Raw genomic sequence first — 26,038 nt, 5'->3', positions numbered from 1 at the left:
GGCGGACGCATTGCCGGGTGACCGCAATGCCGAGAACATAGGGTGATGGGCCGTTCACGATGGTGTCGCACGTGCGCATCCCCGGGAGCGAGTTGATCTTCTGTGGCTATTCGGCGGCATCTCCCCGAATCATTTCTTCGGGCACTGCGTGCCGGCAAGGACGGCACGCGCGGCCGGATGAGTATCCGGGCCAGGTTGCTTTCGATAGTGCTGATCACCAGTATCACCTCCCTGGCCCTCGGTCTCGGCGCCGCCGCGTATCTGGTGACCAGCAGCCTCAAATCCACCGTCTGGGCGAATCTGGTCAGTAGCACCACCACACCGGTCATCTCGATGGTGCAGGCGTTCGAAGAGGAACGCCGACTGTCGCTGTTGTATCTGGCGGGTGACCCGAGCGCGGCCGAAAGCCTGGTGGACGCGCGGAAACGCTCCGATACCGCGCTGGCGGCGGTGATCGCCAAGGGTGAGGCCGCCCAGCGTCTCGATGTCGACGGTTCGGCGGCCGAGATCGAAACCTTCCGCCCGCTCTACAACCGGGTTCCCGGGGTGCGGACCGCCATCGACACCCGCGCGGTACCGCAGGAGGAGGCCTTCGGGTTCTTCAGCTCGGTGATCGAGACCATTTTCGACGCGTCCATGATCGCGGCGCGGGTGGCGCCCGAGGCCGGGATAGCCATCGATCTCGGCTACGGTGTCGAACCGCTGCGTGCCGCCGAGGCCCTGTCCAAGGCCGATACCCTCGGGGTGGTGGCCGTACGCCTCGGTCAGCTGCCGCCGGGGCAGTTGCTCGAGTTCACCCGGCATGTGGGTGAGTTCCGGGGCGAGATGAGCTATGCCGCCCGTGTCCTGGAGGGGCGGCGGCTGGCACAGTTGCACGCCATCACCGACTCGCCGGCCTGGCGGCAGCTGACCCTCATGCACGATGCCCTCATCCTGCGGGGTCCGGTACCGAGTGGCGATACCGATGCCGAGTCCACCGAAAGCGATTACGACGAAGAGCAGCCCGCGGAGTCCGGGAGCGCCGCCCTGCCGCTGAGTGTGACCGCGTGGCAGGAAACATCCGCTCAGGTCAATTCGGCGCTGTTGAAGCTGTGGGAGGACCAGAGCCGGGACGCGCACGCCATCGCGCACGCGGAGGGCACCGATACCGCGATGGCGTCCCTGATCGCCGGCATCGTGGTGCTGATCGTCACGGTGGTGGCGTTCATCGCCGCGCTGGTCGGGGCCAACCGGTTCATCGCCCGGATGCAGCGGTTGCGTCACGCCACCTTGGAGCTCGCGGACGAACGCCTGCCCGATCTCATGCGCCGCCTCGACGACGGCGCGGAGATCGATACGGCCGCGGAGGTCGCGCGGCTGGATTTCGGCACCGACGAACTCGGCGAGGTGGCCGACGCATTCAACCGGGCGCAGGTGGCGGCGGTTTCGGCGGCTGTCGCGGAAGCCCGCACACGGGCCGGGTTCCGCACCGTCTTCCTCAATATCGCCCACCGCAACCAGCTCGCCGTGCACCGGCAGCTGGCGTTGCTGGACCGGGCCGAACGCCGGGAGGAGAACGCCGATCAGCTCGAACTCCTCTTCCAGCTGGACCATTTGGCCACCCGCGCCCGGCGCCACGCCGAGAACCTCATCGTGCTCGGTGGTGAACAGCCGGGCCGGCGCTGGCGTAAACCCGTTCCGCTGTGGGATCTGGTCCGCGGCGCGGCGGCGGAAAGCCTGGATTACACCCGGATCCACACCGGTGATGTGCCCGAGGTGCATATCACCGGCCAGGCCGCGGCCGACCTGATCCATCTGCTCGCGGAACTGATGGAGAACGCCACGGCGTTCTCGCCGCCGGAATCCCGGGTGGAGGTTTCGGCGGCGCTGGTCGGCCGGGGTATCGCGGTCGAGGTCGCCGATCAGGGCCTGGGTATGTCCGCGGAGGAGATCGCCGCCCACAACCGGCTGCTGGCCGAACCACCGGATTTCGGGGTGGCGGCCCTCACCGGTGATACCCGCCTGGGTCTGTTCGTGGTGGCCACTTTGGCCGCGCGGCACGGTGTCTCGGTGCGGTTGTCGGAGTCGGTGTACGGCGGTATCCGGGCGGTCGTGCTGATACCCGCGACGCTCATCGAACCGTGCGCCTCCACCGAGCCGTCCGCTCCCGGCCGCCCACGGCAGTCCGAGCTCGCCGCGGCCCCCGCCACCACACCGGACACGACCTCCGCCACTCGCACTCCCCAGCAGCCCGAGCGCGCCACGGCACCCAGCACCACACCCGGCACCACACCCGGCACGACCCCCGCCACCGGCCTCCCTCGGCAACGCGAGCGCGACGCGGCCAACGGCACCACACCGGGCACGACCTCCGCCACTCGCACTTCCCAGCAGCCCGAGCGCGCCACGGCACCCAGCACCACACCCGGCACGACCCCCGCCACCGGCCTCCCTCGGCAACGTGAGCGCGACGCGGCCAACGGCACCGCACCGGGCACGGTTCCCACCGTTCACCTCCCCCAGCAGCCCGGCCATACCGCGGCGCCCGGCACCGCGCGGGCCGGCGGCGCCGGGAGCCCGCGCCCCGCGTCCGGCGCAACAGAGCCGCAAGCCCGCCCGGCGCCACCGCGACCCGACGGTGATACCCGCCCGGCGCTACCGCGGCGGCGCCGGAAATCGGCCGAGCCGGAAGCCGTGGAAACGCCCGTCGTCGAGGAGCCACGGGCGCGCACCCCCGAACAAGCACGCAATTTGATGGCCGCCATCGAAGGCGGCACCCGGTCGGGCCGCCACCCGCGGCCCGATCAGGCCCCACCCTCGCGTATCCAACAGAAAGGCGACGATGACCACTCCCCCGCGCACTGACCTCAGCTGGTTGCTGAAAGAACTGGTCAGCGGGTTGCCGGATGCCCAATCAGCGGTGCTGCTGTCCACCGACGGCCTGCTGATGGGGCAATCGGACGGGCTGGATCGCACCGATGCCGAGCGATTCGCCGCGATGGCCTCGTCTTTTCACAGCCTGGCGCGCAGCGCTGGGAGCCATTTCAAGGCAGGCGGTGTCTGCCAGACGGTGGTGGAACTGGACCGTGCGGTGCTGTTCATCACCGCCGCCGGTGGTAACGCCTGTCTCGCGCTGCTGGCCGCCGAGTCCGCGAATATGGGCATGGTGGCCTATGAGATGAATCGAACGGTGCAGCGGGTCGGTGCCCATCTGGGCGTCGACGCCCGGCCCGACCCGAACGGCGCGATACAGCCGTGAGCGGCCCACACGATCCGTGGGACGAGGAGGACGCCGGCCCCGTGGTACGTCTGTACGCGGTGACCCGCGGCCGGGGTCGTACCGCGCGCACGGACCTCACCCTCGATGTCATGGTGGTCGACGCCCGGACCGGTTTCGCGCTACAGCGCACCGAACCCGAATACGTCGATATCGTGCGGTTGTGCCGTACTCCGCAATCGGTGGCGGAGGTGTCGGCGCAGCTGGGTCTTCCGCTCACGCTCACCAAGGTCCTCATCGGTGATCTGGTCGACGACGGCCGGTTGGTGGTGCGCGCCCCGGCCGATACCACCGACGATACGGCGAGCCTGGGGCTGTTGCGCACGATCGCGAACAGTCTGCGCGGCGGCTGAGCGCCGCGCCTCGTTCATGTCAGCCGGGCGGCGAGACGGCCGGCGTTCATATGGGCGATCGCCTCGATCGTCACCATGGGGTTGACCCCGGAAGAGGTGGGGAAGCAGGAGGCGTCGGCGACGACGATATTCGGAACGTCCCAGGTGGCGCCGTCCGGATCGGTGGCGGACAGCTCCGGTGAGCCGCCCATCCGGGCGGAGCCCATGATGTGCAGCGCGCCGAGCGAGCAGTGTCCCGGCCCGTATCCCGCTGCCCGCGCCGCCGCGGCGAACTCGTCGTGCGAACCCCGGACACCCGGCTGGTAGGAGATACCGGCCTGGTGCCCGGAGAAGATGCGCCGCGCGCCGGCCGCTTCGAGAATCCGGGCGGCGCCTTCGATTCCGGTGTGCAGGTGTCCGGCGTCGAAGTCGGAGAGGCGGTACTTCACCACCGGCTCACCGGCGCGGTCGACGGTCACGGTCCCGGGGTCACGGTCGCGGGTGATGATGCCGATGGCGTTGGTGCGGGCGAAGTTCAGCATGGTGTCGCGATGGTCGGCGGCTCCGCGCCAGCTCATGAACCCGGTGGACAGCCCGGGGTGCAGCGGGCCCGTCTCGTAGATGACGCCGTGCCCGTGTCCGTCCAGATCGGCGTGCCGGCGGCAGATACGGGTCTGCAGCCCTCCCTCCCAGGGCCGGATCTCCTCGTCGAACACCCCGAAGACCGCCGCGGCCGGATGCAATCGCAGATAACGGCCGATGTTGTTGTTGCTCAGGCCGGAACGCCGCAGCAGCGCCGGGGTCTGGATCGCGCCGGCCGCCACCACCACGGCGCGGGCCCGCACGTCGAATTCGACACCGTCGGAGGTGCGTACCGTTACCGCTTCGGCCCGGCCGCCCCGCACCACGATGTGGCGTACATCGGCGTCCACGATCAGGCGCGCACCGTGCTCCGCGGCGTCGGACAGCCAGGTTTTGGTGACCGACTGTTTGGCGCCGACGCGGCAGCCGTTGCCGCACCGGCCGCATTCGATTCCGGCGTCGCAGGCATCGGAGACATTGCGCGGGAGCGGTTCCACGTCCCAGCCGAGTGCGTTCGCCCCGCGTTCCAGCACACTGTCCCGCGCCGAGAGGGTGGAGCGGCGGTCGTTCACCCCGAGCCGGCGCTGTACGGCGTCGAGCGCCTCGGTGAACTCGGTTTCGGCGAACTGGGTGGCGCCGAGCCCCGCCCATTCCGCCCGCACCGTATCCGGTGTGGCCAGCGAGGTACTCCAGTTGACGACCGTGCCCCCGCCCAGGCAGGTGCCCGCCACCAGGGTTATCTGCCCCTCGGCGGAGCCCTGCGGACCGGGCGAGTACAGCTGCTGCAGTCCGGCGAGTTCACCGGCGCCGAAATCCCGGTCGTCGTAGTAGCCGCCGCGTTCGAGAACGATCACGTCGAGTCCCGCCGCCGCGAGGACCGCCGCGGCCGTGCCGCCACCGGCACCCGAGCCGACGATCACGACATCGCAGGACAGGGTTTCGGGTGCGGTGAGCCGCTGTGGGTTCAGCGCCGGTCGCGGGGCGTTTTCCAGCGGACCCGGCGGTCCGGGATAGCCGATCTCCCGCCACAGCGGGTGGACACCGGTGGGACCGGGCGTGATGTTGTAGGCCAGCATCGACGCCTGTTTCAACGCCTGGAACACCGCCCGTACCGCGCCGATCCGGGAGTCGCCGAGGCGCAGTAGCGCGCGCTCGCGTTCGTCCGGGGTGAGCGTGGCGAAACGCCGCGGACCCCAGCCCGCCAGCAGCCCGGTCAGCGGGGAGTTCCAGATGTCGAGCAGCGTCGCGAGCTGTTTCGTCTCGGCTTCTCGCGGGTTGCGCGCCAGCAGTCGCAGCACCGTGTCCACGGCGCCCTGCTCGCTCGCCGACGGCAGGGTGTGCCCGTCACCGGGGACGAACGTATCGCAGATCATTTCCAGCGCTGCGCGTTGCCTGGCAGTCGTCTTCATGCTCACCGGCCTTTCGAACTGTTCGAAGTTCTACCACGCCGGGTGAATCCCTGCTCACAATCAGGCGTAAAAGCAGGCGATTGGCCGGATTTGGCTATGAAATATCAATTTACTTCGGTAGCCGGATGTTCGCGCCGACGACTCCGGGCGCCGCAGCCGGTGAGCACGGGCATCGAGCCACCGGCCGACAGCGCAGGGCGGTCGAGCCGGTCGGGTGTCCGTGACGTCGGCTTCCGGACGCGCCGAGATCCGGGCCGTTACGGCGGATCGGCCGGCGCCGCCGCTTCGAATCGGGCGGCGGTCCCGCCTCGCGGTCCGGCCGCTCCTCGCGGCTCAGAACAGCGTCAGCGGCTCCGCGTCCCGGGGGTCGGGCAGCGGTGCGAGCTCGGGCACCCGGCCGCGGATCTCGTCGTGGAAGCGGCGGGCGAGCTCGCGGGAGGAGGCATTGTCGGGGGTGTGCAGGAACACCGTGGGCGAGCGACCCTCCCGCAACCACCGCACCACCTGATCGGCCCACGGCCGCCAGCCCGCGACGGTGGCCTCGATATCGTCGCGGCCGTGGTAGCGCACGATGGGCGCTGCGGTCAGCGCCTTCATCCGGCGCGGTAACCGGGGCTTCTTGGATCTGGCCTCGTATTCGGCGGCGCTGGCGGCGGGGGCGGCGAACAGGACGGTGGTGTCGAACGGCACCCATTCGGCGCCCACCCGCCCGAGGAGCCGCTCGAGCTGCGCGGATACGGCCGGGTCGACGAAGAAATCGGGGTGGCGCACCTCCACGGCGAGCGGTAGCCCGGCAGGCAGCCCGCGGCAGAACAGGGCCAGCGCCCCGAGATCACCGGGACCGAACGAGGACGGCAGCTGGATCCACAGCGCGTGCAGCCGCGGCCCCAGGGGCGCCATGGTGTCCAGGAAGTCGCGCAGTTCGGCCGTCACCCCCGACAACCGGCGCTCATGGGTGATGGTCCGGGGGAGTTTGACGACGAACCGGAAATCGGGGCCGGTTCGCTGCGCCCAGGTTTCGACGGTTTTGCGGGCCGGGACCGCGTAGAACGTCGTATTCCCCTCCACGGCGTTGCACCAGCGCGCGTAACCGCGCAGGGTGTCGCCGACGACCGGCCACGCGGTATGGGTCCACATGGCACAGCCCACGTGCAGCCGCAGGGTCAACGTCGCAGCCCGTGGGTGCGGGCCACCACCCGCTCGATCACCGACCCGGGTGCCAGCCGCCGCAGCAGGAACACCAGCGGCGCCCGGCTGCCCCTGGCGTACAGGGGTTTCGGTTTCCTCGCCTCGATCGCCCGCAGGACGGTGGCCGCCACCTGCTCGGGCGCGGTTCCGGCCCGCTCGTTGCGGTCCAGGTAGGTGAGCATGGTCCGGAAGTCGTCGGCGTAAACCGAATCCTCGGCAATGTATTTGGTGCGCCGCTCCCCGATACCGGTCGCGATGGAGCCGGGTTCCACGGTGGTGATCCACACCCCGAACGGGGCGGTCTCCAGCCGCGCCGCGTCCGCGAAACCCTTGAGCGCCGCCTTCGTGGCGACGTAGGACGACCGGTAGGCCAGCGGGAAGCTCGCCAGCATCGAGCCGACCATGACGATCCGCCCGTACCCGCGTTCGCGCATACCCGGTAATACCAGTTGCGTCAGCCGCACCGGGCCGAAGACGTTCAGCTGGAAGATCCGGGTGATCGCATCGCCCGGCAGTTCCTCGATCGGCCCGGACTGGCTCTCCCCCGCATTGTTGACCAGCACGTCCACCGGGCCGAGCCCGGCGCCGAACTCCTCGATACCGGCCGGATCGGTCAGGTCCAGCGCCCGGTACTCCACCCCGGCGATCCGCGCGGATCCGGCGATGGTCTCCGGGTCGCGACTGGTTCCGATGACCCGGTATCCCCGCTCGACCAGCAGCGCGGCCGTCGCCCGGCCGATCCCCGACGATGCCCCGGTCACCACTGCGGTCTTCGTCATACGGCCCCTATCCTCGGCAGTCCGGCGTCCACGCCCGATCCTACGGATTCGCGATACGGCGAGGTCCGCGCGGATCGGCACTCGCGGAGCCGGCCGCACCCCACCGTTCGCTCAGCTCCGCGAGGTACCGCTCAACCGCAGCAGATGCGGATGGTTCTTCTCGTCGAGCGCTACGGCGGCGGTCCACACCGAGGCTTCCAGGGTTCGCGGGATACGCCACCGCTCGGGCGGGACGGCGGGGATATGGATGCGCACCGGGTCCAGTTCGGTGAGGTGCCGGTTCACCACCGCCCACCATTGCCGCCCCATGGCGTCGACTACGACGGCGGCGATGAGATCCCCGGCTCCCGGCAGCCGGTCGGCCGCCGTCCGGACCGGGGCCGGGATGTGCCGGTTCTCGGCACGGTCGTCGAGCTGGTCGGCGCATACGACGAACACCAGGCCGAATCCGAACATGCCGGGTCCCAGTGCCGCCCGCAGATGCGCGGCGCGCAGGTGGAGCGGGTTGGGTTCGTGGTCGTGCCGCTCACCGGCGAGATCGACGGCGGCGCAGTCGGCGTCGATACCCGTGTCGTCACAACGGAATCCGTACAGCATCGGCATCAAACCGGTGGGCATCGAGAGCAGGTAGTGGGCGGTGATCTCGGCGATGGTCTCGGAATCGGGGTAGCGGATCTCGCTCATCCGGTGGCACCGGTGGCCGCGTGGGTCCAGTATTCGTGCCGGATCGCATCCCAGAGCTCGGCGCGGTCGGGAAATCGTTCCCGCGTATCCGCGAGGTCGGGGGCACCACCGGAGCCCACAGCGGGCAGATCGACTCGCTGCCCACTCCTATCGTGAATCTCCAGAATTCGTATACCTTCTCGTCCCGACTGCCAGTACGCACACCATCCGTTCACTTCGGTACGCCGGAGTGCCCCGAATGGAATATCCGCCGTGGAATTCTCACGCGGGCGTCGTCGTATACCGGCCGCCGTCAACGGCAGAACGACGCCATTCTTCCTACTCCTCGTACGCACCGGCCGTTCGCGGCGCATTTGCGAATCATCTGTCGGCGGGCTTCCGTGTCGCTCGGGCATATGGTTATGTTGCTCACCGCATGCCGGGTTCGTAAAACTAAGCAAGACAGTCGAATTCAAGTCGGTAAATCATCCAGAGTCCGGTCCGGTACGGCCGTGGAAAACGTCCGAATCGGACCGCGCCCTGGGCCGTTCCGGACCGACCAGGGGAAGGGGAGTTATGGCAAGAGAAGATCAGCCCGGTTCGACGTTGCCCCGCCGGCAACTCGGCCGCGCCCTCCGCGAGGCGCGGCAGGGGGCGGGGTTCACCCTCGAACAGGCGGCGGCGGAGATGGAGATGAGCAAGACCTCGGTCATCCGCATCGAGAAGGGGCACAACGAGAAGGTCAAGCTCCGGGACGTCGAGGGGTTCGGACGGTTGTACGAACTCAGCGAGGGACAGATCGATGCCCTGAAAGTACTGGCGCAGCAATCCGCCACGAAGTCATGGTGGATGGGCTCACGGCATTTGGTCAAGGCTGGGTTCGACACATACTTGGACTTGGAATCCGGCGCTTCGCATCTGTCCATCTATCAACCGCTGATCGTGCCCGGATTGCTGCAGGTGCTCGATTACACGCGGAGAATTGAAATCCCCTTCTTCGCTACCGATACCCAAGAAGACGCCGAGCGCCGCGTGTCTCTACGAATGCGCAGAGCCTCCCTCCTCACCAGGCAGCATAAACCGATATCCGCAGAGTTCCTTATCCATGAATGCGTACTCCATACCAGAGTGGGCTCGGATTCGATCATGGCTGCCCAACTTCGACATTTGGCCGATATGGGCACTCGGCCCAACGTCACGGTCCGAGTTCTGCCATTCACCGCTGGGTTCCCCGGAACCTGGTATCCGGTCCATCCATACATCATTCTCGACTTCCCCTCGGATTCTGGGGAGTACCGGCAGGAGCCGCCGATCGTCTACAACGAAACCACTACTGGAACCATTTTCTTGGAAAGCGAATCCGACCTGCAGATCTACCGGAAGATCCATGAGTCGCTTCGTTCCGCCACACTGGAAGAGCAGCCATCGAGAGACCTGCTCCGACAGGTCGCAAGGAGGTACGAGCGATGACCAACGATCCGACCGGCCCTTTCTGGTTCAAATCATCCCGGAGCACCCCTGCCGGGGAATGTGTCGAGGTCGCCTGGCTCGACGCTGACCAGGTAGGGGTCCGCGATTCGAAAAACCCTGGTCCCACCTTGACCTTCGACCCCTACGAGTGGTCGGCATTCACCGCCGCGATCCAGGAAGGGAGGTTCACTCAGCTTTCGGCATGAGGTCTTCGTCCTGCGGGGACAGGCTCGCCTCGCAGGACGAACCGGTAAGGTGAGAACCGGTTCGTGTGGATGGTTCACACGTCGTATCAGGAGGGGCATGCGTACCGCCAGAAGAGCTTACGTGGGGGTAGCGGGGCATACGATAGCCGCCACAGCAGCACTATGGCTGGCCACCGGGTGCGGGGTCACTGTCGGAGGGGAGACATCGACAGCAGGGCAAACCACCACCGACGAAGAACAGGTCGTCGAATGGAATCCGTGCTCGGAACTGTCAGAGGAAGCTCTACGCGCTACCGGAGCAGACCCGGCTGGTAAGAGCACGAACTTCGATGCACCCGGTGACAGGGCAACGTGGCGCATGTGCTCATGGGACTCGGTCGATGACCCCTATGTGATCGGAGTCGGCGCAACGGCTTTCACGCAGGAAGACTTGCGCGAGAACACATCGGTAACGGGGATCCGGCCGGTACAGATCAACGGTCGTTCCGGATCGACCTTCTACCAGAACAGCGGGGAAGATCCGATTCGCTTGTGTTACGTGAGCCTTCCGATGCAAAAGGGGATGCTCACCGTCTATGTCAACTGGCGTTATAGCCAGCGTGATTCGCTCCCGGAATCCCCACCGTGCGGGTTGGCGGTCCAGCATGCGCAGATACTCGAGCCCTACCTCCCCGAGTAGTACGAGCTCTGAAGATGAAGCTCTTCCGGTTACTACGGTGAACCAATAGGGGGATGATGCCGTGACCGAACAGACTCAGTCGCAGGCCGCCTTGCTGCAGCAGTGGCAGGCTCTGAAGACCCAGGCCGAAAGCGGAGAACTCCGAATGGACGTGGACCTGGGTAAACAGCTGGTGGCCCGCTGCGATGCTTTCATCAATCGACTCGACGATATGCTCCTGGGCACTGACCAACTCCGTTTCATCGAGGGTTTCGGCACTCTGAAGTCGGCTACTGCCCTCCGCAACAAGTTCGTGGGCAAGGCGGTGGATGACGCTGATTCCGCCGCCAATCGGTTGAAGCTCGCCATCGATATCGTCACCCTGATGAAGCAGACGTTCGAACTGTCCGCCAAGGCCATCGAGGAGACCGACACCTCCACCTCGCAGGCACTCGGAAGCGCGGGGGTCTAGCCGTGGTCGATTTCCCCGCATGGCTCGAGCAGGTGGGCCGTCTCGTCGTCGAGCCTGTTCTCGATGGGCCCGACGAAGCCAGGAAGAACAAGGATGACGATACCCGGCTCGCCGAAGACCAGAACAACACGTGGAACCAGGATCGTGCCGCTGTAGGCGGGGAATGGTCCGGTCTCGTGAGCGAGTTCGGTGGTGACTTCGCACCACCCGCCATCCTCGAGAAGGACGGTTTCCCGGCCATGACGCATCAGCAGATCTGGGATGCGCTGAAGGATGTCAACTCCACGCTGATCAGTGATAAGGCAAGCGCATGGCGGAGCCTGACGAACGAGGCTCGTGCGGCGAACAAAGAATTTCTCGACGGCGTGAACGCCGATCTGGAAGCGGGCTGGAACGGGCAGTCCGGGGCGGCCGCCGTCGCCGGGGTTCGAGAGTTCTGCACTTCGTTCACTTCCCTCGCCGCGAGTTTCCAAATGGTCGCGCACGGACTCGATCTGATGGAGGGCCACCTCGCCCAGGCCAAGGCGTCGGTCGGTGAACCCGATGATGTGACCATCGGCGACAACCTCATCAATATGCTGCCGCTCGACGACGTGTTGAAAACCCCGCAGTACCGCGCCGACGAAGCCCAGGAAACCGCCCGCTGGGTGATGACCACCTACTACGAGCCCGGCGCCGCGGATGTCGACAGCAAGACCCCGATCCTGCCGGAGCCGAAGAAACCCGTGAACGACGGCGGGCCGGGCGGTTCGGGGCGGCCCACCGGCGGCGACTCACAGCCGCCCGACCTCGGCACCCGCCCCCAGGGCACCACCACCGACGACGGTACGAATAGCGAGACCGGTGCGAATCCGGAAGGCGAGCAACAGCCGTCCGGGCAGCAGGACCCGCAGGCCACGACCCCGCAGAGCACCACACCGCAGGCGACCACACCGCAGAGCACCACACCCACCACCCCGTCGCTCACCACCACGGGCACGCCGAGCACCACGACCCCCGGCACACCGTCCGGAACACCGTCGGGCACCCCGCAGACCACCGCACCGTTCGTGCCGGGGCAGACGGTGCAGGGCGCCCCGAACAACAAGACGACCGCGGCTCCGGCCGGTACCACCGCCGCCACCACCAACAGCCGGACCGGGCGCACCGGTTTTCCCGGCATGATGTCGCCGGGCGCCCGCGGCGCCAACCGGGACGACGAGGACGAGCACAACACCCCCGACTACCTGGTGTACGACCGGGGCAGCGAACTGCTCGGCACCCAGCCACCGGCGCTGCCGCCGGGCGGGGTGATCGGCGGGTGAACGAGCTGCGGTGGCGCCTGGACGGGGAGATGTTCGTTCAGGCGGTGAACGCCTTCGGCCGGGACCGGCTACCGTACCCGATCCGGGTACTGCCCCTCGGACCCACCGAAACTCCCCCGACCGCCGACGAATACGAGCGGGTGCGGGTATCGGCGGCACAGCGGCTGTCCCGGCTCGCCGACGAGCGGTTGTTCACCGCTTTGCGTACCCTCCTGGAACCGCAGGCGCGGATCGAGGTGCACGGAATATACGACCGCGGTTTCGCACGGGTGGTCCGGGTGCACGCCGGGCTCGCCGGAGAATCGGCCACTGTCGCGATCCAGCAGCCCGGACCGACCAAAGAGTACGGCGGCGATATCCACCTGATTTCCCTCCCGGTTCACGAACTGGCCGCCTACGTAGTCTCGTCCCTGCCGCGTTGCGCCCCCGGCCGCTACGCCACCGTCCGCGGCAGCCGCGCCGATATCGGGCGGGCCGAATACACCCGGCACCCGACCCGCGTCTCCCGCACCGAGGAGATCAACCGGATCATCCGCCGGCCCCGCTCCGGTATCGGCGAGATCGGCGTCTTCGCCGGCCCCGCCATCGATGCCCGCCCCACCGGTAATCCGAACGGCTTCCACTGGATGGACTATCTCCCCGACGACGGCCGCTACCTGCTGGTCAACCACTCCCGTGAGGATTTCACCCTCGCTCCGGGCACCCCGCAGGAGCTCACCCACCGTCTCCAGCACGCCGTCACCGTGGTCCAGCGGTCGTCCGGCCGCGCCGCGCGCCGCACACCGCCGGTTTGAGGCCGCCTACGTTTCCTTCGGGCCGGGAACGGATTCGTACCCACGTTCAGCGCATGTCGAACGATTCCCACGCCAAGCCGGTCGATATCGCGAGTTCTCGTACCGCCTCCTGCGCCGACAAGCCCGAGTCCTTGTTCGCACTGGCGACGATCGTGTGGCCGGGCGCCGCGGAGAAGGGGTGGAGAAAACCTATCTCCAAGCCGGATCGGAGGCGAATCAACAGGAACTCACCATAATCCTGCCTGTAGTCGAACACGCTCCGCAAATGAGCCTCCAGATCATTCACCGGAGTTTCTGTAGATGCGATCGGGGTAACCGAAATAAAATCGTTCAAACGATTTTCGGGTAAGCGTTCGAAAGGCGGCCGGGGCCAGGGGCGGAGACTGTCCATTCCTTCTATTACTTCCGCCAGCAAGCCGCGGATCTCCTCATCACTCCGCTGGGAGTCCACAACTTTCGGTACGGGCAGCCCGGACGAAAGGCCCGCGCTCAGTATCTCGTACTCGTCCCGGGGGCTCAGTTTCCACAGCGGGTTCTCCACGAGGTCGGTGGCAATTTTTCCCGCTGAAACACGGCCCGGCGCCATTCTGTACTCCACCGTGTACAAGATAGCGGTGACGAGACCGTTCCACGGTGCCGAATCCATGACGACGACTACCTTTCGGCGATGAAGTAGACCTGCTCCGGCGTTATATCTACACCCGAGCTACGTAAGTGATGTATCGCCTGCAAGGTGAACGATCTCCGCGGCTTGTAGTGACCACTGGCATCGCGCATACCTTGAAGCACTCCATTTTCGACATGAATGGTTCCCGCCGCCGCCACAGGCTCCCCGGCGACGAGGCTGGAATGGTGGAACTCACCAGGATTGTCGTACTTGGATGCAAAAATGCGACCGTTCCGGTCCATGACGAATATTATATGACCGTCCCCCCTCCTACCGAGGCCGGTCGTGTTGAACAGCCTACCCGTGGCATCGTAGACCTTCCCTTCGCGTACGGTCAGTAGAAATTTTTGCCGCGCTCGTTCGTCATAGTATTTAACCGCTTCCCCATTCCATATTTTATTGCCCAGCTTGTTCTCTCCTTCATATTTCACACGCATCGGCGTAGTAACAAAAGGCGGAGAACTCCGGTACCGCTCGATGCCGAACTCGGGATCTCGCACCGGAGGATCGGCGGATTCGCGAGACGAATGTTCATCTAATTTTTTCGCCGAGTCCGCCTGCTGACCCGAGTGCGCGTTCATCCCGCGGCGCACGTCACCCGTTTTACCGCGATATTCGTCGCGGGAAGCTTTCGAACTGTCCCCGAGGGCTTTTTTGATCCGGCCGGCTATTTCGCCCATGACCCTTGTGGCTCCCGACATCGGCTACGGGCACGGTCGAGGAAACATCACTTCCGCATGATAACTCAGGTGCCCTGAATCGAACGCGCCTACAGCCACCGACTTTCATATCGTCCGCAAGATCGCGCGATCACCGGGAAAGATCTGCCCCATAAGTGACCCGCGGACCCTCCACCCGATCCCGAATCCGGATCTCCCAGAACATATCCCGACCGTTCGTAATCCGTATCCACACCGCCGGTGATTCCACCCGGTGCACAACCGGCATGCACAGGCGCTCCCGGCCCACCCCCTTCGGCATGCGATCACCATCGTCCGGTCGGCACTCGGCCGACCCAGGGCCGACCACGCTCCGGCGAGCGCCGACACCCGGCGCGGTGACGCCGGAGGGAAATTCGCGTCGTTACGTTCCAGCAGCACACCCGCCGCACGCAGCACATACTCGGCCACCTCCGCCGATTCCGCACCGGCCAGTGGCTCCCGCCGCAGCACCGAACGCACCAGTCCGATCCCCAGCAACCAGGCCAGCAGCAGATCCGCACGCAATTCGCCGTCCGCGGCATCGGTGAGTGTGGCCAGCGCCCGGATGTACTCCTCCCCCAGTTCCCGGCGGATCACCGACGCGGCCTCGTCGTGCCCGCTGGACCGCAGCGCCGCCTGTAACCAATCCGCGGCCGACTCCTCCAGCGCGCGTTCCAGTAATCGCGACAGCAGCGTCTCCGCAGGCCCCGAATCCAGCACCGAGCGGCCCCGGCCGGTCATCGCCGCCCGGAACAGATCGTCCTTGCTCCCGAAATAGCGGAACAGCAGCGCCTGATTGACTCCCGCCCGCGCGGCGATATCGCGCACCGTCGCGCGCTCGTATCCTCGCTCGGCGAACAGTTCCCGCGCCGCCGTCCGGATCGCGGCCCTGGTGGCCGAGGCGTCCCGCTTCCGTCCGACCGCCACACCTTCGCCGACCATGCGTCCTCCGCTCCACCTCATATCCGGAAAGGAGCAGCGTAAAGGCACACCGGATCAGGACAAAGCGGGCACCCACCGGTCGTTCTCCCCCGTTCGCCGCCTCCGGCGGACCTACCGGAGGCGGCGCGGCGGCATCACGCGACGGCGGTCGCCTCGAGCTCCACCATCTGGCCGGGGATCGCCAACCGGGTCACCCCGAGCATCGTGGTGGCCGGGGCCACCCCGGCAGCGGCCAGCCGCGCGGCCAGCACCCCGTAGTGCTGGAACAGCAGATCGACATCGGTGGTGTAGACGTTCAGCCGCACGAGGTTCGCCGGCGACATACCGGCCTCGCCGAGCACGGCCTCCACGTTGTCGAGGCTCAGCGCCAACTGCGCCGCCATATCGCCCTCGTGCTGGGGCTTACCGTCGGCGTCCATCGCGGTCTGCCCGGAGCAGTACAGGGTCCGGGTGTGCCCGGAAACGAGCTCCCCCTGGTTGAACCCCATTTCCACCGACCACGTCACCGGGTTGACCGCCGTTCGTTCCACTACCACATCAGCTCCATTCGCTTCGTCGGAATACGGACGTCCCTCGGCCCGGCAGCCGCTGGTGACGCCGCGGGAGCAGCCTCCCAAGGAATTACGACACCCTGTGTCGTGTATTCGATAGGGTTTTCCGATGCGCGCCGATCGGTTGGTGTCACTGGTGCTGCTGCTGCGCCAGCGCGGCCGGCTGACCGCGGCCGAACTGGCCGACGAACTGGAGGTCTCCACCCGCACCGTGCTGCGCGATATCGAGGCGCTGTCCACCGCCGGGGTCCCCGTCTACGCCGAACGCGGCCGGCACGGCGGTTTCGCGTTGCTACCCGGCTTCCGCACCGAACTCACCGGGCTCAACCACGACGAGGCACTGGCCCTGTTGATCGCCGGCTCGCGGCGCGGCGCCCAGGCATTCGGTCTCGGCTCGGCGCTGGCATCGGCCATGCTCAAGGTGGTCGACGCGCTGCCCGAAAGCTATCGCAACACCGCCGCCGAGGTGGCCGAGCGGTTGCTCATCGACCCGGAAACCGATCTGCTGTCGCGCCGGCTGGTCACCGAGGAGGTGCCCGGCGACATACTGGCCGAGATCCGGCGCGCGGTGTTCGCCGGCAACAAACTACGCATCCACTACGCTGCCGCCGGCCGGGACCCGAAGTGGCGCACGGTGGACCCGCTCGGCCTGGTCGTCGTCCGCGACCAGGGTTATCTGCTGGCCACGAGATCCGGTGCGGAGCGCACCTACCGGTTGTCGCGGGTACTGGCCGCCGAGGAACTCCCCGAATCGGCACAGCGACCGGACCGGATCGACCTGGACCGGGCCTGGCAGGAACGCAGCATCCGGTTCCGGACCGGCGGCGACCAGCTCGCCGTGCTGGTACGGGTGCATCCGGCGCGGCGGGAGGAGCTGGTGGGCACCGCCCTGGCCGTCCGCAGCGAAGAGCCCGATACCGACGGCTGGCTGCGGCTGGAGGTGACCTTCCAGGATTCGCGACACGCCGAATGGGCGCTGTGGCAGCTCACCACGGACGCGGAAGCCCTGGCCCCACCGTCGCTGCGCACTTCCCTGCGCGACCGCGCCGCCACGATCGCCACCCGCTACGCCGAGCCGTCCTGAGAGTCGCCGCCTCCGGTGGGCCGGGCCTTCCACCGGCGGCCATTTCAGTGACACCTTCCGTTCCTTGTTCGGGCCCAGTGCGACAACCGTGCTCGCCCGCGGAACAGCGGTAGTGGTGCTGCGACCTCGAGACGAGCGGCGCGGTGTGCCGCATACCGGCGCGGCCGGGTTCACATGATCCGCAGGGCGGTCAGCTTCCAGCCCGTGGCGCCGTGTTCCAGGCGGCCGGCGACGGCGAGCCGGCGGGGGCCGCGCTGGTACATGGCCACCAGCTCCGCCGCGTGCTCCCCGGCCGGGAACAAGCGGATACCCGCGGGGACGGCGGCGCCGAGAACCCGGCCGGGCACATGATCGTGGGCGACCAAGGAGCCCACGGCACAGACCAGAGCGGGCGTGCAGAGGGCGCCGAGCTGGGCGACCGGACGCCGCCGGTCCAGTACCTCCAGCAGGACGCGCAGGGCTTTCCCGGCGAATTCCCGCGCCCCGTCCGGCGCGGTGGGGCGGGCGGCCGTATGCCCGGCCCGTTGGAGGCGGCCGACCCCGGCCGGTGCGCTGCGGTTGCGGCGCAGTGACCGACGGTCCGGGCGGTTTCCGCATCCCGGCGCCGTGGCCGTTGCCGTGCGCGTTGCCGCCCGGGGCACGGCGTTCGCGCTCGCGGCGGCCGAGCCGGGGGGCCGCCGCGGGGGCGCGGGTTCCCCGCTCCTCGTCCCCTCGCCCACTCCACCGGCACCCGCATCGCCCCGGCAGCCCCCGGCACCCGGAATCTCCGCGGCAGGCCGTACCGGCGAGTCCGGCACGGGCGTCTGCCCGCCGACCGGCCCCACGAACGGTTCGAACACCGGTACCCGATACAGCACCGGCCGGAAATCAGCCATCACTACGCCCCCTGTATGAACCGCACCGCTGCCCGCGGTCCGGTCGCGACAGCATCGCATCGATATCTCGCGCGGTACAGGACTCGCTCGCCGGTTCCGCGTCACCGCGGCGTGTCACGTGCTTCGCGCACGTCGGCGCGTCGCTCGCATCCGGGGACGTCGTCCGGGGTGTCGGAATCGATTGCTACCTTGGATCGCTACGTCCGTTCGATACCGGGAGAGTGTGTTTTGCTCGGCCATTCCCACGCCACCAGCGGCGCTCTGGCGTTCGTGACCGCCGCGACCGTCGTGCCCGTCCCGGTCATGGAATTCGTGCGCGGCCCCGTGGAGGTCAGCGCGCTGGAGTTGATCCTGGGCGCCCTCATCACCGCGGGTGCGGCACTGCTACCGGATATCGACCATCCCAACGGCACGATCGGGGATTCGCTGGGCCCGGTGAGCAATGCCGTGGCGAAAGGGGTCGCGGCGATCTCCGGAGGGCACCGCAAGGGTACCCACGGCCTGCTGTTCGTCTTGTTGGCCGGCTGGGCCACCTGGGCCGGAGTGCACTATCTGGGCCGTTATTTCACGCTGGGTGTCGTATTCGTCATGCTGGCGTTCGGAATCCGGGCCCTGCATCTGACGCCGAAGGGTGATTCGTTCCGCGCCTGGGGCCTGTGTGTGCTGCTGGCGGGCGGCGGAACGGTGCTCATGGACCGCTGGCTGCCCGATTCCCCCTACTGGCTTCCCTTCGCGCTCGGCCTGGGCGCGCTCATCCATATCGTCGGGGATTGCCTCACCGAGCGCGGTTGCCCGCTGTTCTGGCCGCTGAAACCGCGTCTGGCCGTGCCGATCATCTCCCGCACAGGAAACAAAGTGGAGACCTGGGTGCTCACGCCCCTGATGGGTGCGGTCACCATCGTCCTGCTCTATCTCTACGCCGTGCCGAATTGAGGTCCTATCCCAGCGCAGCGCCGCGCACACCGGAACACCGACCTACCGTCACCTCCGATCCGGTCGGCCCACGGTCGGCATTCCGATCCTTTTCGCCCCGAAAAACCTTGCCGCGGCGACATTTCCCGGAAGTGAACAAGCGACGGGTCGGATATTTTGCTCTACTTGGCGGGTGAGTTCTCTTTTCGCCGTACTGCCCGCGGCCGGGCTCGAATCGGCCGAGCGGGCATACGAGCGGTACCTGTCCCTGGCCGGCGCGCCCCAGCCGACCCCGCCGCTGCCCGCGGTGGGGGTCGTCTGCACCTTGATCCACCGGTCCGGCACGGGTTTACGTGTGTATCGCCGCCCCGACGGGCGCGGTGCGCTGCTGGAGGCCACCGTCGACGACCGGTTCGACTGTCTGCGCGCCCTGCTGGCCCTCACCGCGGACCGTGACCTGGCCGTCCTGGATGTCGCGACCCGCCACCTCTACAACCCGCGCGGCGCCGCCCGGGTCCCGTTGACCACGGGCGATATCACCCTGCCCTACCTCACCGAGACCCTCCTCGACGAGATCCTCCGGACACCGCCGGACCCCCGCGATCCGGCGCTGAAAGTGACCCGGGCACCCATGTGCCATATTCGCGCCTGCCGATTACCGGAGGGCATCTTCGAACTCGAACACCGGAACCTGGACGAGTTCTTCCAGCTCTACACCGACGATGCCACCCTCGTACGCAGAACGCTGTGGGCCTGGGCCACCGGCGATCCGTGGTGGCAGCAGGCCATCGCCTGGCAGCCCGTAGCGGCACCCACCCGGAAACGCCGTCCGGCCGCCGACGACGATATCGACGCGGTACTGGCCGAATTGCGCACGATGGCCGAGGAACCTCCGCTCGAACTCGGCGCGCTCGGCCTGCTCTCCGCCCTGGGCGATCTCGATGCCCGCACCCAGGCCATCCTCGACCGCGCGGACCCCGGCTCCCCGGACGGACCACCCTGAGAGCTCGGACGCGGCACGCGCTAACGCACGCCGACCCGCACCCGCACCGAATCCTCGTCGGTACCTTGCAGAGCCTGTGTGATCAGACTGCTGATATCGATTCGCGGGCCGGTCGATCGCAGCGCGTCGGCCAGCGGCACGAGGCCCGGCTGCAGCGCGGCCAGTTCCGGCCCGGCCTCGTCGAGCAGCGCCCGGAGCCGATCCAGGAAGGGAACCAGCCCATCACCCCGCAGATAGGTTTCCGGTGATCCCTCCGCGCCGGTGAACCGGCCCACCGATTCGATGAAAGCGTCGAGAACTTCGGCGAATCGAGTGAATTCGACGGCAGCCGCCGACGTGGCGGGACCGGCCCAGTCGCTGTCGGCCGCGGCCGTCTCGAAATTGTCCAGCAGTTCGGCGATCCGCGGTTCCCTGGACATGATGGTGGCCGCGAGCAGATCCGCGGCGCGGGTGAGTTCCGGCAGCACCGCGTCGGTGCCCTGCAGCGCATCGGTCAGCGTCCGCACCAGCGAACCCATGGTGGCGGGGTCGAGTTGGTTCATGGTCCGGGTGACCAGCCGCGCCGCCTCCGGAATGGACAGGGGGCTGTGGATATCCGCCGACCGCAGCCGCTGCCCCTCCTGGAGGTAGGGCCCGGCACCGGTCTTGGGCGCGAACACCACATACGGTTCGCCGAGGGCCGACAGATGCTCCACGGTGACCACGCTGTCGGTGGGCAGCCGATGCGAATCATCCACCCGGAAGCCGACTTCCACACCGTCGGCGACGCGATCCACGGAGGTCACCCGGCCCACTTCGATACCGGTGAGCAGGACCGGCGAGCCGACCCCGAGCCCACCGGAATCGTCGAGTACCAGGGAGGCGTTCAGATAGTCCGGAAAAGGATCCGCGCGCACCACACCGAAGGTCAGATAGCTCACGCCGAGCACGGTGATGGCCGCGATACCGCTCAGCGAGGCCAGCGGGCCGATCTTCATCGCACTGCTCCGATCATGCGCAGGGTTTCGATGATCCGGTCCACCTGGTCGTCGGTGGACGAGCCGCCCGTTCCGACGTGCACACCGCTGATGTCCACCCGGGGACCGTTGTCCACGAACGGGATGATCTCGTCCCGCAGCAGAGCGACCAGCAGGTTCAGATTCGAGGGTTGGCGAAGGTCCAGCGGCCCCCCGGTGAGCAGCGGTACGAAGGCCGCCGCGGCCGCACCCCCCGACTGCGCCAGGGGCGCCAGCCAGGCCAGCGACCCGCCGACCGGGCCGAGACCGCCGAAGATCTCGGTCACGCCCGTAATGGATTCGGTGGCCGCGGTCATCTGCCGCACCGATTCCGGCCGCAGGATAGTGTCCAGCTCGTCCTGGATACCGTGCATCACCTCGGCATTGGCGGCGATCCCGTACAACAGCAGATCCACCTGGTCCAGATTCGCCGCCAGATCCACCGCGTCGGTGGCCAGCACCCGCGCTATCCGCTGCGTTTCCGCCGGATCCCGGGGTAGTACCGAATTGAGCCGGTTGACGATGTCCTGCAGATGGCCCACCGAGCCACTGTTGACGAAGAACGCCAGCGCGGCCATCGTGTCCTCGAGCTGCACCGGTGGTTCGGTGCGGTCCCGGGTGATCGTATCGCCGGGGCGCAGCAGGGAACCGTACCCGTCGGGCGGGGTGGTCAACGCGATGTGGATATCCCCGAGCACGGTGTTCTGCCGCAGCTCGGCGACGGTGGTGGTGGGTAGCTCCACCGAATCGGCGACCTCGATATCGACGACGACATAACCCGGCCCGGCGGCGTCGCCCGCGACCACCTCCACCTTCTCCACATTGCCGACCTGCGCGCCGTTGGCGATCACCTTCGCCCGCGCGGGCAGATTCAGCACATTGGCGAATTCGATCCGCAGCGGGTAGCTGCCGCCACCGACCGAGGCTCCGGGCACCGGGATATCCGAAGGATCGAACGCACAACCCGAGATACCCAGCGCGGCGGCCAGCCCGCAGGCCGCCAGCCCACGCCGCAACCGGGCGAGGTCGATACCGATCCGCGCCGTCATCGCGCACCCACCGATCCCAGAACCAGCTGCACCAGGTGCAGATCCACCATGCCGTTCCCCGCGCCCGCACAGCGGCCGGGAGCGATCGCGTTCACCGCCGCGCACACCTGCTCGGCGTTCTCCTGCGGTATCGCGACTTTCGGCGGAGCGTAGGTCAGCCCGGGCGCACCGGTCGCCGGGTCGGCGACCGTGCGGAATGCCGACGCCAGCACCGGGGTGGTGGCCACGATATCGCTCAGCGACCCCACATTCGCGCGCAGCAGTTTCACCAGCGGAACCAGATTGTCGAGAGTCGACATGAGCGGATCGGCGAGGATCACTGTGAGGTCGTTCAGCATCGGCAGTATCTCGCGCAGACCGTCGAACAGGGCGATCCCGGGAGTCAGCAGTTCGCTGTGGGCCTGGTTCAGCGTGGGCGCCAGCCGGGTCAGCATCGCTTTCAGATCACCCCAGTGTGCGGCGACCTTGTTCGATACCGAGGCGTAGGCATCGAAGATCCCGGCCAGATGGGCGATATCGGCATCCGGGGATTGCAGCACCCGGCCCAGTTGGGTGATGAGATGGTTGATCTGCGGGCCGGTACCCGCCGACGCCGTGTCCAGCGCGTCCAGCCCGCCGGCCAGCGCGTTCGGTTGCGCGGCGGTACCGCCGATCTGATCGGAGAGCTCGGCCAGCGCGGTGATCGTCTGGGTGAGACTCTTGGGGGTCAGTGTTTTGGTGAGACACTGCCCCGAATCCCATTCCTCGGTCGACTGCCCACTCGAGAGCACGGCCAGTTCCCGGTCGGCCACCACGGTGTCGGAAACCGTGGTCGCGCCCGCGTCGGCATACACCGGATGGTCGGCGTCCACCTCGAAGTCCACGCGCACCTTCGCGCCCTCCGGGGCGATCCGGGTCACCGTGCCCACCGTGATACCCCGCATGGAAACCTGGTTGCCCTGGTAGAGGCCGATACTGTCCGGCATGATCGCGCAGTAGGACCGGGTCTTCTCCAGCGGTTCGAAGGCGATCACATACGCGGCGGTCACCGCGAGCGCCACCACCACCGCCCCGGCCACCGACATCACCGCCGGTGCGGCCAGTACCCGTTTCAGCATCAGCACACCTTCCCGGGGAGAGGAACGCAGACCACGGCACCCGGGTCGAGGCCCGGTGCGGGCACGGTGGTTGCGGAATGGTCGATCCGCACCCCGCCGTCCGGTCCCACCAGCTCCCGCAGTTTCGCGCTCAGGCTCTGCGCCGAAACGATCATCGGTTCCAGCCGGTCGCCGTATTCCCGCAGCCGCGGCAGCGCGTCGGCCAGCTGCTGCACCGCCGGCCGCAGGGTCTGCTCCCAGGCCGGAGCCAGCGCGGTCACCCGCTGCACCACCGAAGCCAGCAGTGCCAGCGCCTGACGTAATTCGGCCCGTTTGCCCAGCAGCACGGTTTCCATGAGGTTCACGTTGTCCATCAACCGGCCCAGATCGGTTTTCGCGCCGTCGTACATGGTGACGTATTCGTCGGCGGTGGCGATGGCGTTCGAGACCTGGGTGCGCTGCCGTTCGATGGCGTCGAGATAACTCCCGACGGTATCGAGCACACTGCGCAGCGATTCGGGCGCCGCGTCGAGGGAGGTGTCCAACGCGGCCAGATTGCGGCGCAACGTATCGCCGTCGGTTTCCCGCAGCGGCGTAACGGCGTCCTGGAAGGTGTCCATCAGGCTGTAGGGCAACCGCACCCGGTCGGCCGGAATCGGCTTGTCGCCCAGTGGCGCGCTTCCCGCCGGGAACAGCGCCACATAGTGCCCACCGACGAGGGTCAGCATCCGGATATCCAGGGAACTCCGGTCACCGACGAATACATCCGCATCGACGGTGAAGCGCATGACCACGCGATCGGGGAGCAGTTCCAGGGATTCCACCTCACCCACCGGCACCCCGGCCACCCGGATATCGTCGCCGGTTCGCACCGACTGCGCCTCCCGGAGTTCGGCCGTATAAGTGGTCTTCCCGAGCGGTACCACGTACAGCGCCGCGACGGCCACGGCGAGTACCAGCACCCCGCAGACACCGATGACCCCGAGCCGCAGCTGTTTCCGCAGTCTCGTGGGCTCGTCGGTGATCGGCTGCTCACGATCGGACCAGCGCAGCAGCATCGCCTTCGCTCTGCTCAGCCGTTGCATATCGCCACCTGCTGCCCACCGATCAGTACCCGCACCGGAGCCGGAACCTCGGCCGCGCCCCTGCTGCATTCGGGCCGGAACCCCGCCGGCGTGCGCGGAAACGCCGTATCCACCGCGGCCAGCAATCCGGGCAGGCGGCCGAATACCTCCACGGCCTGCCGCGGGTCGGGGAAGAGCCCGCGGATCATGGCATCGATATCGGGCCCCATCTCCGGGCTCAGCCCCAGCGCGGCCAGCAGCCGGTCCACCGGTTCGAGTACCGACGGCGCGCTGATCGCGAAATCGGCGAGACCGCCGACATTGCGCTGAAGGGCCTGGAAGATATCGGTGAGCCGGGCCAGCAGCGGCACCAGATGGTACAGACGGCCGCCTACCCGGTCGGCCAGATCGGATATGTTCCGGACCAGGGTGCCGATCACATGCTGGCGGTCGGCAGCGTATTCGCTGAGCGTGCCGATGGCATCCAGGGCGGGCCCGATCCCGGCCCCGTCCCCCTCGATCACCGCGAGCATGCTCTCGGTGAGCTGGTTGAGCGCCTCCGGCGACAAGGTGGCCAGCACCGGCTGCAAACCGTTGAACAGGCTGGTCACATCGAACGACGGAACGGTCTGCTCCGGCCCGATATCGGCACCGGCGGCGAGGGGGGTACCGGGGTTCGGCTGCTGCTGCAGATCGATATAGCGCTGCCCGGTGAGGTTCTGGTACCGGATGGCCAGTGTGCTGTTGTCGTAGACCGGGGTGTCGGTGGTGACGGTGAGCCGGACCTTCGCCTTGTCACCCTCCAGGGTCACCGCCTCGACCTTGCCCACCTGCACGCCGAACATACGCACATCGTCACCGGTCTTCAGCCCGTTGGCGTCGGTGAACAGGGCGTGATGGGTTTCGGTCCCCCCGTCTACCGGGCGCTCGATCGCGCCGATGACCAGCGCCAGCACCAGGGCCATCGCCCCGGCGAAGAGAGTCAGCCGCCACGCGGCGCGCCGCGCGGTCATCGCACACCGTCCAATTCGACTTCGAGGTCCAGCACCGGGCCGTCGGGGCCGTCCCGGAACGCCACCCCGAGCCGGGTGAGCAGGGTGCGCAGCTCGGTGGCGGAACGCTGCGGATCCGGAACGGCCAGGGCCAGCAGGTTCACCGTGGACGCGAGCATATCGGTGTAGCCGGACAGCTGACCGGCGCTGTCCACGGTGGACGCCAGGCCCGGCAGGATATCTCCGGTCAACGCCTCCACACCGGCATCGAAATCCGCCCGGTCGTTGCGCAGCACCTCGATACCGACGATCTGGTCGAGTACTTCGATGGTCGCGCCGGCGAACTCGCCACCGCCCTGGAACGCCGGACCCAGCCGCCCGACCAGTTCGTTCGACGGCATCGACTGATGGTCGGCGATCACCCGTCCCGCGGTGATCAACGCCTCCGCCAGCGGGGTGAACGCCTTGACATCCGCGGCGGCCTGCGAGATCACCATCGCCATATCCGGGGTGAACACGGTCTCGCCGGTCTGCGACAGACTGCGCAGCAGCGCGCCCATGGTCGCGTCGTACACCTCGGCGGCGCGCCGGCCGGTCAGATCGACCACGGTCCCCGAGCGCAGCGGGGCACCACCGGCGCCCGGTAGCAGTTCGATCTCACTGATACCGAACAAGTTGGCGGGCGCGTAGTCCACCCGCAGGCTGTCGTCGATCCCGTGCAGGCGGGATCCGTCGAGGTCCAGGGCGATCTCCTGGGTGCCGCGACCGGCCGCCGTGATACCGGTGACCGACCCGACCCGCACCCCGTCCACGCGCACCAGCGTCCCGGCGACCACCCCGTCGCCGATCTGCTCGGTGCGCAGCGCGACCCGTAGTGCTTCGTCGGCGGTCATCGCGCGCCAGCCGTATCCGGCCAGCACGACGACCGCCAGCACCGCGAGTACCAGCACACCGACGCGGCGCGCACCGCGCGGATCGGCGGCGACCCCGGGCATTCCGTACTTCGGCATCTGT

The 26,038-nt window shown here is 67.7% G+C and carries 27 protein-coding genes; 12 read left to right on the top strand and 15 right to left on the bottom strand.

Going from position 1 to position 26,038, the window contains the following annotated elements:
- The first annotated feature begins 207 nt into the window (after positions 1 to 207).
- From ACYR7D_RS11445 to ACYR7D_RS11435, 3 genes are read left to right on the top strand one after another with little or no spacing between them, the layout of a single operon-like run.
- Positions 208 to 2,844, top strand: coding sequence for a sensor histidine kinase (locus tag ACYR7D_RS11445; protein ID WP_459549584.1), 2,637 nt, complete (start codon positions 208 to 210; stop codon positions 2,842 to 2,844).
- Complete coding sequence (locus tag ACYR7D_RS11440) at positions 2,822 to 3,238, top strand: roadblock/LC7 domain-containing protein (RefSeq protein WP_459549583.1); 417 nt, start codon at positions 2,822 to 2,824, stop codon at positions 3,236 to 3,238. Before ACYR7D_RS11445 ends, ACYR7D_RS11440 begins: the two co-directional genes overlap by 23 nt.
- Entirely contained in the window at positions 3,235 to 3,609 is a 375-nt protein-coding gene (locus tag ACYR7D_RS11435; protein ID WP_459549582.1) for a DUF742 domain-containing protein, read from the top strand. Before ACYR7D_RS11440 ends, ACYR7D_RS11435 begins: the two co-directional genes overlap by 4 nt.
- 14 nt (positions 3,610 to 3,623) lie before the next feature.
- Here the strand turns inward: ACYR7D_RS11435 and ACYR7D_RS11430 are convergent, their stop codons facing one another.
- The 4 genes from ACYR7D_RS11430 to ACYR7D_RS11415 all read right to left on the bottom strand — a co-directional run bounded on the left by ACYR7D_RS11430 (position 3,624) and on the right by ACYR7D_RS11415 (position 8,230).
- Positions 3,624 to 5,579, bottom strand: a complete 1,956-nt coding sequence (locus ACYR7D_RS11430) for an FAD-dependent oxidoreductase (RefSeq protein WP_459549581.1) — start codon at positions 5,577 to 5,579, stop codon at positions 3,624 to 3,626.
- Positions 5,580 to 5,912: 333 nt separating this feature from the next.
- Positions 5,913 to 6,746 (bottom strand): DUF72 domain-containing protein, encoded by an 834-nt coding sequence (locus tag ACYR7D_RS11425; RefSeq protein WP_459549580.1) that lies wholly within the window; start codon positions 6,744 to 6,746, stop codon positions 5,913 to 5,915.
- Positions 6,743 to 7,546 carry an SDR family oxidoreductase gene (locus tag ACYR7D_RS11420; RefSeq protein WP_459549579.1) on the bottom strand — a complete coding sequence of 268 codons (804 nt, stop codon included), beginning with the start codon at positions 7,544 to 7,546 and terminating at the stop codon, positions 6,743 to 6,745. Before ACYR7D_RS11420 ends, ACYR7D_RS11425 begins: the two co-directional genes overlap by 4 nt.
- Positions 7,547 to 7,657: 111 nt before the next feature.
- Positions 7,658 to 8,230, bottom strand: a complete 573-nt coding sequence (locus ACYR7D_RS11415; protein ID WP_459549578.1) for a hypothetical protein — start codon at positions 8,228 to 8,230, stop codon at positions 7,658 to 7,660.
- Positions 8,231 to 8,785: 555 nt separating this feature from the next.
- Here ACYR7D_RS11415 and ACYR7D_RS11410 point away from each other — a divergent pair.
- The 6 genes from ACYR7D_RS11410 to ACYR7D_RS11385 all read left to right on the top strand — a co-directional run bounded on the left by ACYR7D_RS11410 (position 8,786) and on the right by ACYR7D_RS11385 (position 13,113).
- Positions 8,786 to 9,679, top strand: a complete 894-nt coding sequence (locus ACYR7D_RS11410; protein WP_459549577.1) for a helix-turn-helix domain-containing protein — start codon at positions 8,786 to 8,788, stop codon at positions 9,677 to 9,679.
- Positions 9,676 to 9,885: a DUF397 domain-containing protein gene (locus ACYR7D_RS11405; RefSeq protein ID WP_459549576.1), complete on the top strand. Its 210-nt coding sequence runs from the start codon at positions 9,676 to 9,678 to the stop codon at positions 9,883 to 9,885. Before ACYR7D_RS11410 ends, ACYR7D_RS11405 begins: the two co-directional genes overlap by 4 nt.
- Before the next feature lie 97 nt (positions 9,886 to 9,982).
- The gene (locus ACYR7D_RS11400; RefSeq protein ID WP_459549575.1) at positions 9,983 to 10,564 is read left to right on the top strand and encodes a DUF3558 domain-containing protein; all 582 of its coding nucleotides are present in this window, start codon (positions 9,983 to 9,985) and stop codon (positions 10,562 to 10,564) included.
- Positions 10,565 to 10,625: 61 nt separating this feature from the next.
- The gene (locus ACYR7D_RS11395; RefSeq protein WP_459549574.1) at positions 10,626 to 11,015 is read left to right on the top strand and encodes a hypothetical protein; all 390 of its coding nucleotides are present in this window, start codon (positions 10,626 to 10,628) and stop codon (positions 11,013 to 11,015) included.
- A 2-nt stretch (positions 11,016 to 11,017) separates the two neighbouring features.
- Complete coding sequence (locus tag ACYR7D_RS11390) at positions 11,018 to 12,319, top strand: hypothetical protein (RefSeq protein WP_459549573.1); 1,302 nt, start codon at positions 11,018 to 11,020, stop codon at positions 12,317 to 12,319.
- A complete protein-coding gene (locus ACYR7D_RS11385; RefSeq protein WP_459549572.1) occupies positions 12,316 to 13,113 on the top strand; it encodes an ESX secretion-associated protein EspG in 798 nt (265 codons plus the stop codon). The genes ACYR7D_RS11390 and ACYR7D_RS11385 overlap by 4 nt, the downstream gene beginning before the upstream one ends.
- A 46-nt stretch (positions 13,114 to 13,159) precedes the next feature.
- Here the strand turns inward: ACYR7D_RS11385 and ACYR7D_RS11380 are convergent, their stop codons facing one another.
- The 4 genes from ACYR7D_RS11380 to ACYR7D_RS11365 form a co-directional block, all read right to left on the bottom strand.
- Positions 13,160 to 13,759, bottom strand: coding sequence for a hypothetical protein (locus tag ACYR7D_RS11380; RefSeq protein WP_459549571.1), 600 nt, complete (start codon positions 13,757 to 13,759; stop codon positions 13,160 to 13,162).
- An 8-nt stretch (positions 13,760 to 13,767) separates the two neighbouring features.
- Positions 13,768 to 14,460: a hypothetical protein gene (locus tag ACYR7D_RS11375; protein WP_459549570.1), complete on the bottom strand. Its 693-nt coding sequence runs from the start codon at positions 14,458 to 14,460 to the stop codon at positions 13,768 to 13,770.
- 105 nt (positions 14,461 to 14,565) lie between these two features.
- Entirely contained in the window at positions 14,566 to 15,423 is an 858-nt protein-coding gene (locus tag ACYR7D_RS11370) for a TetR/AcrR family transcriptional regulator (RefSeq protein ID WP_459549569.1), read from the bottom strand.
- 134 nt (positions 15,424 to 15,557) lie between these two features.
- Positions 15,558 to 15,953 carry a RidA family protein gene (locus ACYR7D_RS11365; RefSeq protein WP_459550124.1) on the bottom strand — a complete coding sequence of 132 codons (396 nt, stop codon included), beginning with the start codon at positions 15,951 to 15,953 and terminating at the stop codon, positions 15,558 to 15,560.
- Positions 15,954 to 16,083: 130 nt separating this feature from the next.
- Between ACYR7D_RS11365 and ACYR7D_RS11360 the strand changes: the two genes are divergently transcribed.
- Positions 16,084 to 17,058 carry a helix-turn-helix transcriptional regulator gene (locus ACYR7D_RS11360; RefSeq protein ID WP_459549568.1) on the top strand — a complete coding sequence of 325 codons (975 nt, stop codon included), beginning with the start codon at positions 16,084 to 16,086 and terminating at the stop codon, positions 17,056 to 17,058.
- A 170-nt stretch (positions 17,059 to 17,228) separates the two neighbouring features.
- Here the strand turns inward: ACYR7D_RS11360 and ACYR7D_RS11355 are convergent, their stop codons facing one another.
- Positions 17,229 to 17,933, bottom strand: a complete 705-nt coding sequence (locus ACYR7D_RS11355) for an Rv3235 family protein (RefSeq protein ID WP_459549567.1) — start codon at positions 17,931 to 17,933, stop codon at positions 17,229 to 17,231.
- A 228-nt stretch (positions 17,934 to 18,161) separates the two neighbouring features.
- Here ACYR7D_RS11355 and ACYR7D_RS11350 point away from each other — a divergent pair, with 228 nt between their 5' ends.
- Both ACYR7D_RS11350 and ACYR7D_RS11345 read left to right on the top strand, forming a co-directional pair.
- A complete protein-coding gene (locus ACYR7D_RS11350) occupies positions 18,162 to 18,866 on the top strand; it encodes a metal-dependent hydrolase (RefSeq protein WP_459549566.1) in 705 nt (234 codons plus the stop codon).
- A 172-nt stretch (positions 18,867 to 19,038) separates the two neighbouring features.
- Positions 19,039 to 19,848, top strand: coding sequence for a hypothetical protein (locus tag ACYR7D_RS11345; protein ID WP_459549565.1), 810 nt, complete (start codon positions 19,039 to 19,041; stop codon positions 19,846 to 19,848).
- Between the two features lie 20 nt (positions 19,849 to 19,868).
- Here ACYR7D_RS11345 and ACYR7D_RS11340 read toward each other — a convergent pair whose 3' ends face one another.
- Genes ACYR7D_RS11340 through ACYR7D_RS11315 form a run of 6 tightly spaced genes read right to left on the bottom strand, consistent with a single transcriptional unit; the run spans position 19,869 to position 26,034 of the window.
- On the bottom strand, positions 19,869 to 20,825 hold the full coding sequence (locus ACYR7D_RS11340; protein ID WP_459549564.1) for an MlaD family protein: 957 nt from the start codon (positions 20,823 to 20,825) through the stop codon (positions 19,869 to 19,871).
- Positions 20,822 to 21,892, bottom strand: a complete 1,071-nt coding sequence (locus ACYR7D_RS11335) for an MlaD family protein (RefSeq protein WP_459549563.1) — start codon at positions 21,890 to 21,892, stop codon at positions 20,822 to 20,824. The genes ACYR7D_RS11340 and ACYR7D_RS11335 overlap by 4 nt, the downstream gene beginning before the upstream one ends.
- Positions 21,889 to 22,989, bottom strand: a complete 1,101-nt coding sequence (locus ACYR7D_RS11330; protein ID WP_459549562.1) for an MlaD family protein — start codon at positions 22,987 to 22,989, stop codon at positions 21,889 to 21,891. Before ACYR7D_RS11330 ends, ACYR7D_RS11335 begins: the two co-directional genes overlap by 4 nt.
- Complete coding sequence (locus tag ACYR7D_RS11325) at positions 22,989 to 24,053, bottom strand: MCE family protein (protein WP_459549561.1); 1,065 nt, start codon at positions 24,051 to 24,053, stop codon at positions 22,989 to 22,991. Before ACYR7D_RS11325 ends, ACYR7D_RS11330 begins: the two co-directional genes overlap by 1 nt.
- On the bottom strand, positions 24,041 to 25,045 hold the full coding sequence (locus ACYR7D_RS11320) for an MlaD family protein (protein ID WP_459549560.1): 1,005 nt from the start codon (positions 25,043 to 25,045) through the stop codon (positions 24,041 to 24,043). The genes ACYR7D_RS11325 and ACYR7D_RS11320 overlap by 13 nt, the downstream gene beginning before the upstream one ends.
- Positions 25,042 to 26,034, bottom strand: coding sequence for an MlaD family protein (locus ACYR7D_RS11315; RefSeq protein WP_459549559.1), 993 nt, complete (start codon positions 26,032 to 26,034; stop codon positions 25,042 to 25,044). Before ACYR7D_RS11315 ends, ACYR7D_RS11320 begins: the two co-directional genes overlap by 4 nt.
- Between the last annotated feature and the right edge of the window lie 4 nt (positions 26,035 to 26,038).

This window comes from Nocardia sp. X0981 (assembly GCF_977089955.1).
Note: the sequence above shows the minus strand (reverse complement) of the source record. Positions and strands in the feature narration are given on the sequence as shown.

Bases quoted from the DNA above. Each gene is read 5' to 3' on its own strand.
- ACYR7D_RS11325 (WP_459549561.1), bottom strand. From the start codon at position 24,053: ATGCAACGGCTGAGCAGAGCGAAGGCGATGCTGCTGCGCTGGTCCGAT.
- ACYR7D_RS11440 (WP_459549583.1), top strand. From the start codon at position 2,822: ATGACCACTCCCCCGCGCACTGACCTCAGCTGGTTGCTGAAAGAACTG.
- ACYR7D_RS11315 (WP_459549559.1), bottom strand. From the start codon at position 26,034: ATGCCGAAGTACGGAATGCCCGGGGTCGCCGCCGATCCGCGCGGTGCG.
- ACYR7D_RS11410 (WP_459549577.1), top strand. From the start codon at position 8,786: ATGGCAAGAGAAGATCAGCCCGGTTCGACGTTGCCCCGCCGGCAACTC.
- ACYR7D_RS11405 (WP_459549576.1), top strand. From the start codon at position 9,676: ATGACCAACGATCCGACCGGCCCTTTCTGGTTCAAATCATCCCGGAGC.
- ACYR7D_RS11340 (WP_459549564.1), bottom strand. From the start codon at position 20,825: ATGAAGATCGGCCCGCTGGCCTCGCTGAGCGGTATCGCGGCCATCACC.
- ACYR7D_RS11420 (WP_459549579.1), bottom strand. From the start codon at position 7,546: ATGACGAAGACCGCAGTGGTGACCGGGGCATCGTCGGGGATCGGCCGG.
- ACYR7D_RS11380 (WP_459549571.1), bottom strand. From the start codon at position 13,759: ATGGATTCGGCACCGTGGAACGGTCTCGTCACCGCTATCTTGTACACG.
- ACYR7D_RS11360 (WP_459549568.1), top strand. From the start codon at position 16,084: ATGCGCGCCGATCGGTTGGTGTCACTGGTGCTGCTGCTGCGCCAGCGC.
- ACYR7D_RS11355 (WP_459549567.1), bottom strand. From the start codon at position 17,933: ATGGCTGATTTCCGGCCGGTGCTGTATCGGGTACCGGTGTTCGAACCG.
- ACYR7D_RS11375 (WP_459549570.1), bottom strand. From the start codon at position 14,460: ATGGGCGAAATAGCCGGCCGGATCAAAAAAGCCCTCGGGGACAGTTCG.
- ACYR7D_RS11320 (WP_459549560.1), bottom strand. From the start codon at position 25,045: ATGACCGCGCGGCGCGCCGCGTGGCGGCTGACTCTCTTCGCCGGGGCG.
- ACYR7D_RS11370 (WP_459549569.1), bottom strand. From the start codon at position 15,423: ATGGTCGGCGAAGGTGTGGCGGTCGGACGGAAGCGGGACGCCTCGGCC.
- ACYR7D_RS11330 (WP_459549562.1), bottom strand. From the start codon at position 22,989: ATGCTGAAACGGGTACTGGCCGCACCGGCGGTGATGTCGGTGGCCGGG.
- ACYR7D_RS11335 (WP_459549563.1), bottom strand. From the start codon at position 21,892: ATGACGGCGCGGATCGGTATCGACCTCGCCCGGTTGCGGCGTGGGCTG.
- ACYR7D_RS11430 (WP_459549581.1), bottom strand. From the start codon at position 5,579: ATGAAGACGACTGCCAGGCAACGCGCAGCGCTGGAAATGATCTGCGAT.
- ACYR7D_RS11415 (WP_459549578.1), bottom strand. From the start codon at position 8,230: ATGAGCGAGATCCGCTACCCCGATTCCGAGACCATCGCCGAGATCACC.
- ACYR7D_RS11400 (WP_459549575.1), top strand. From the start codon at position 9,983: ATGCGTACCGCCAGAAGAGCTTACGTGGGGGTAGCGGGGCATACGATA.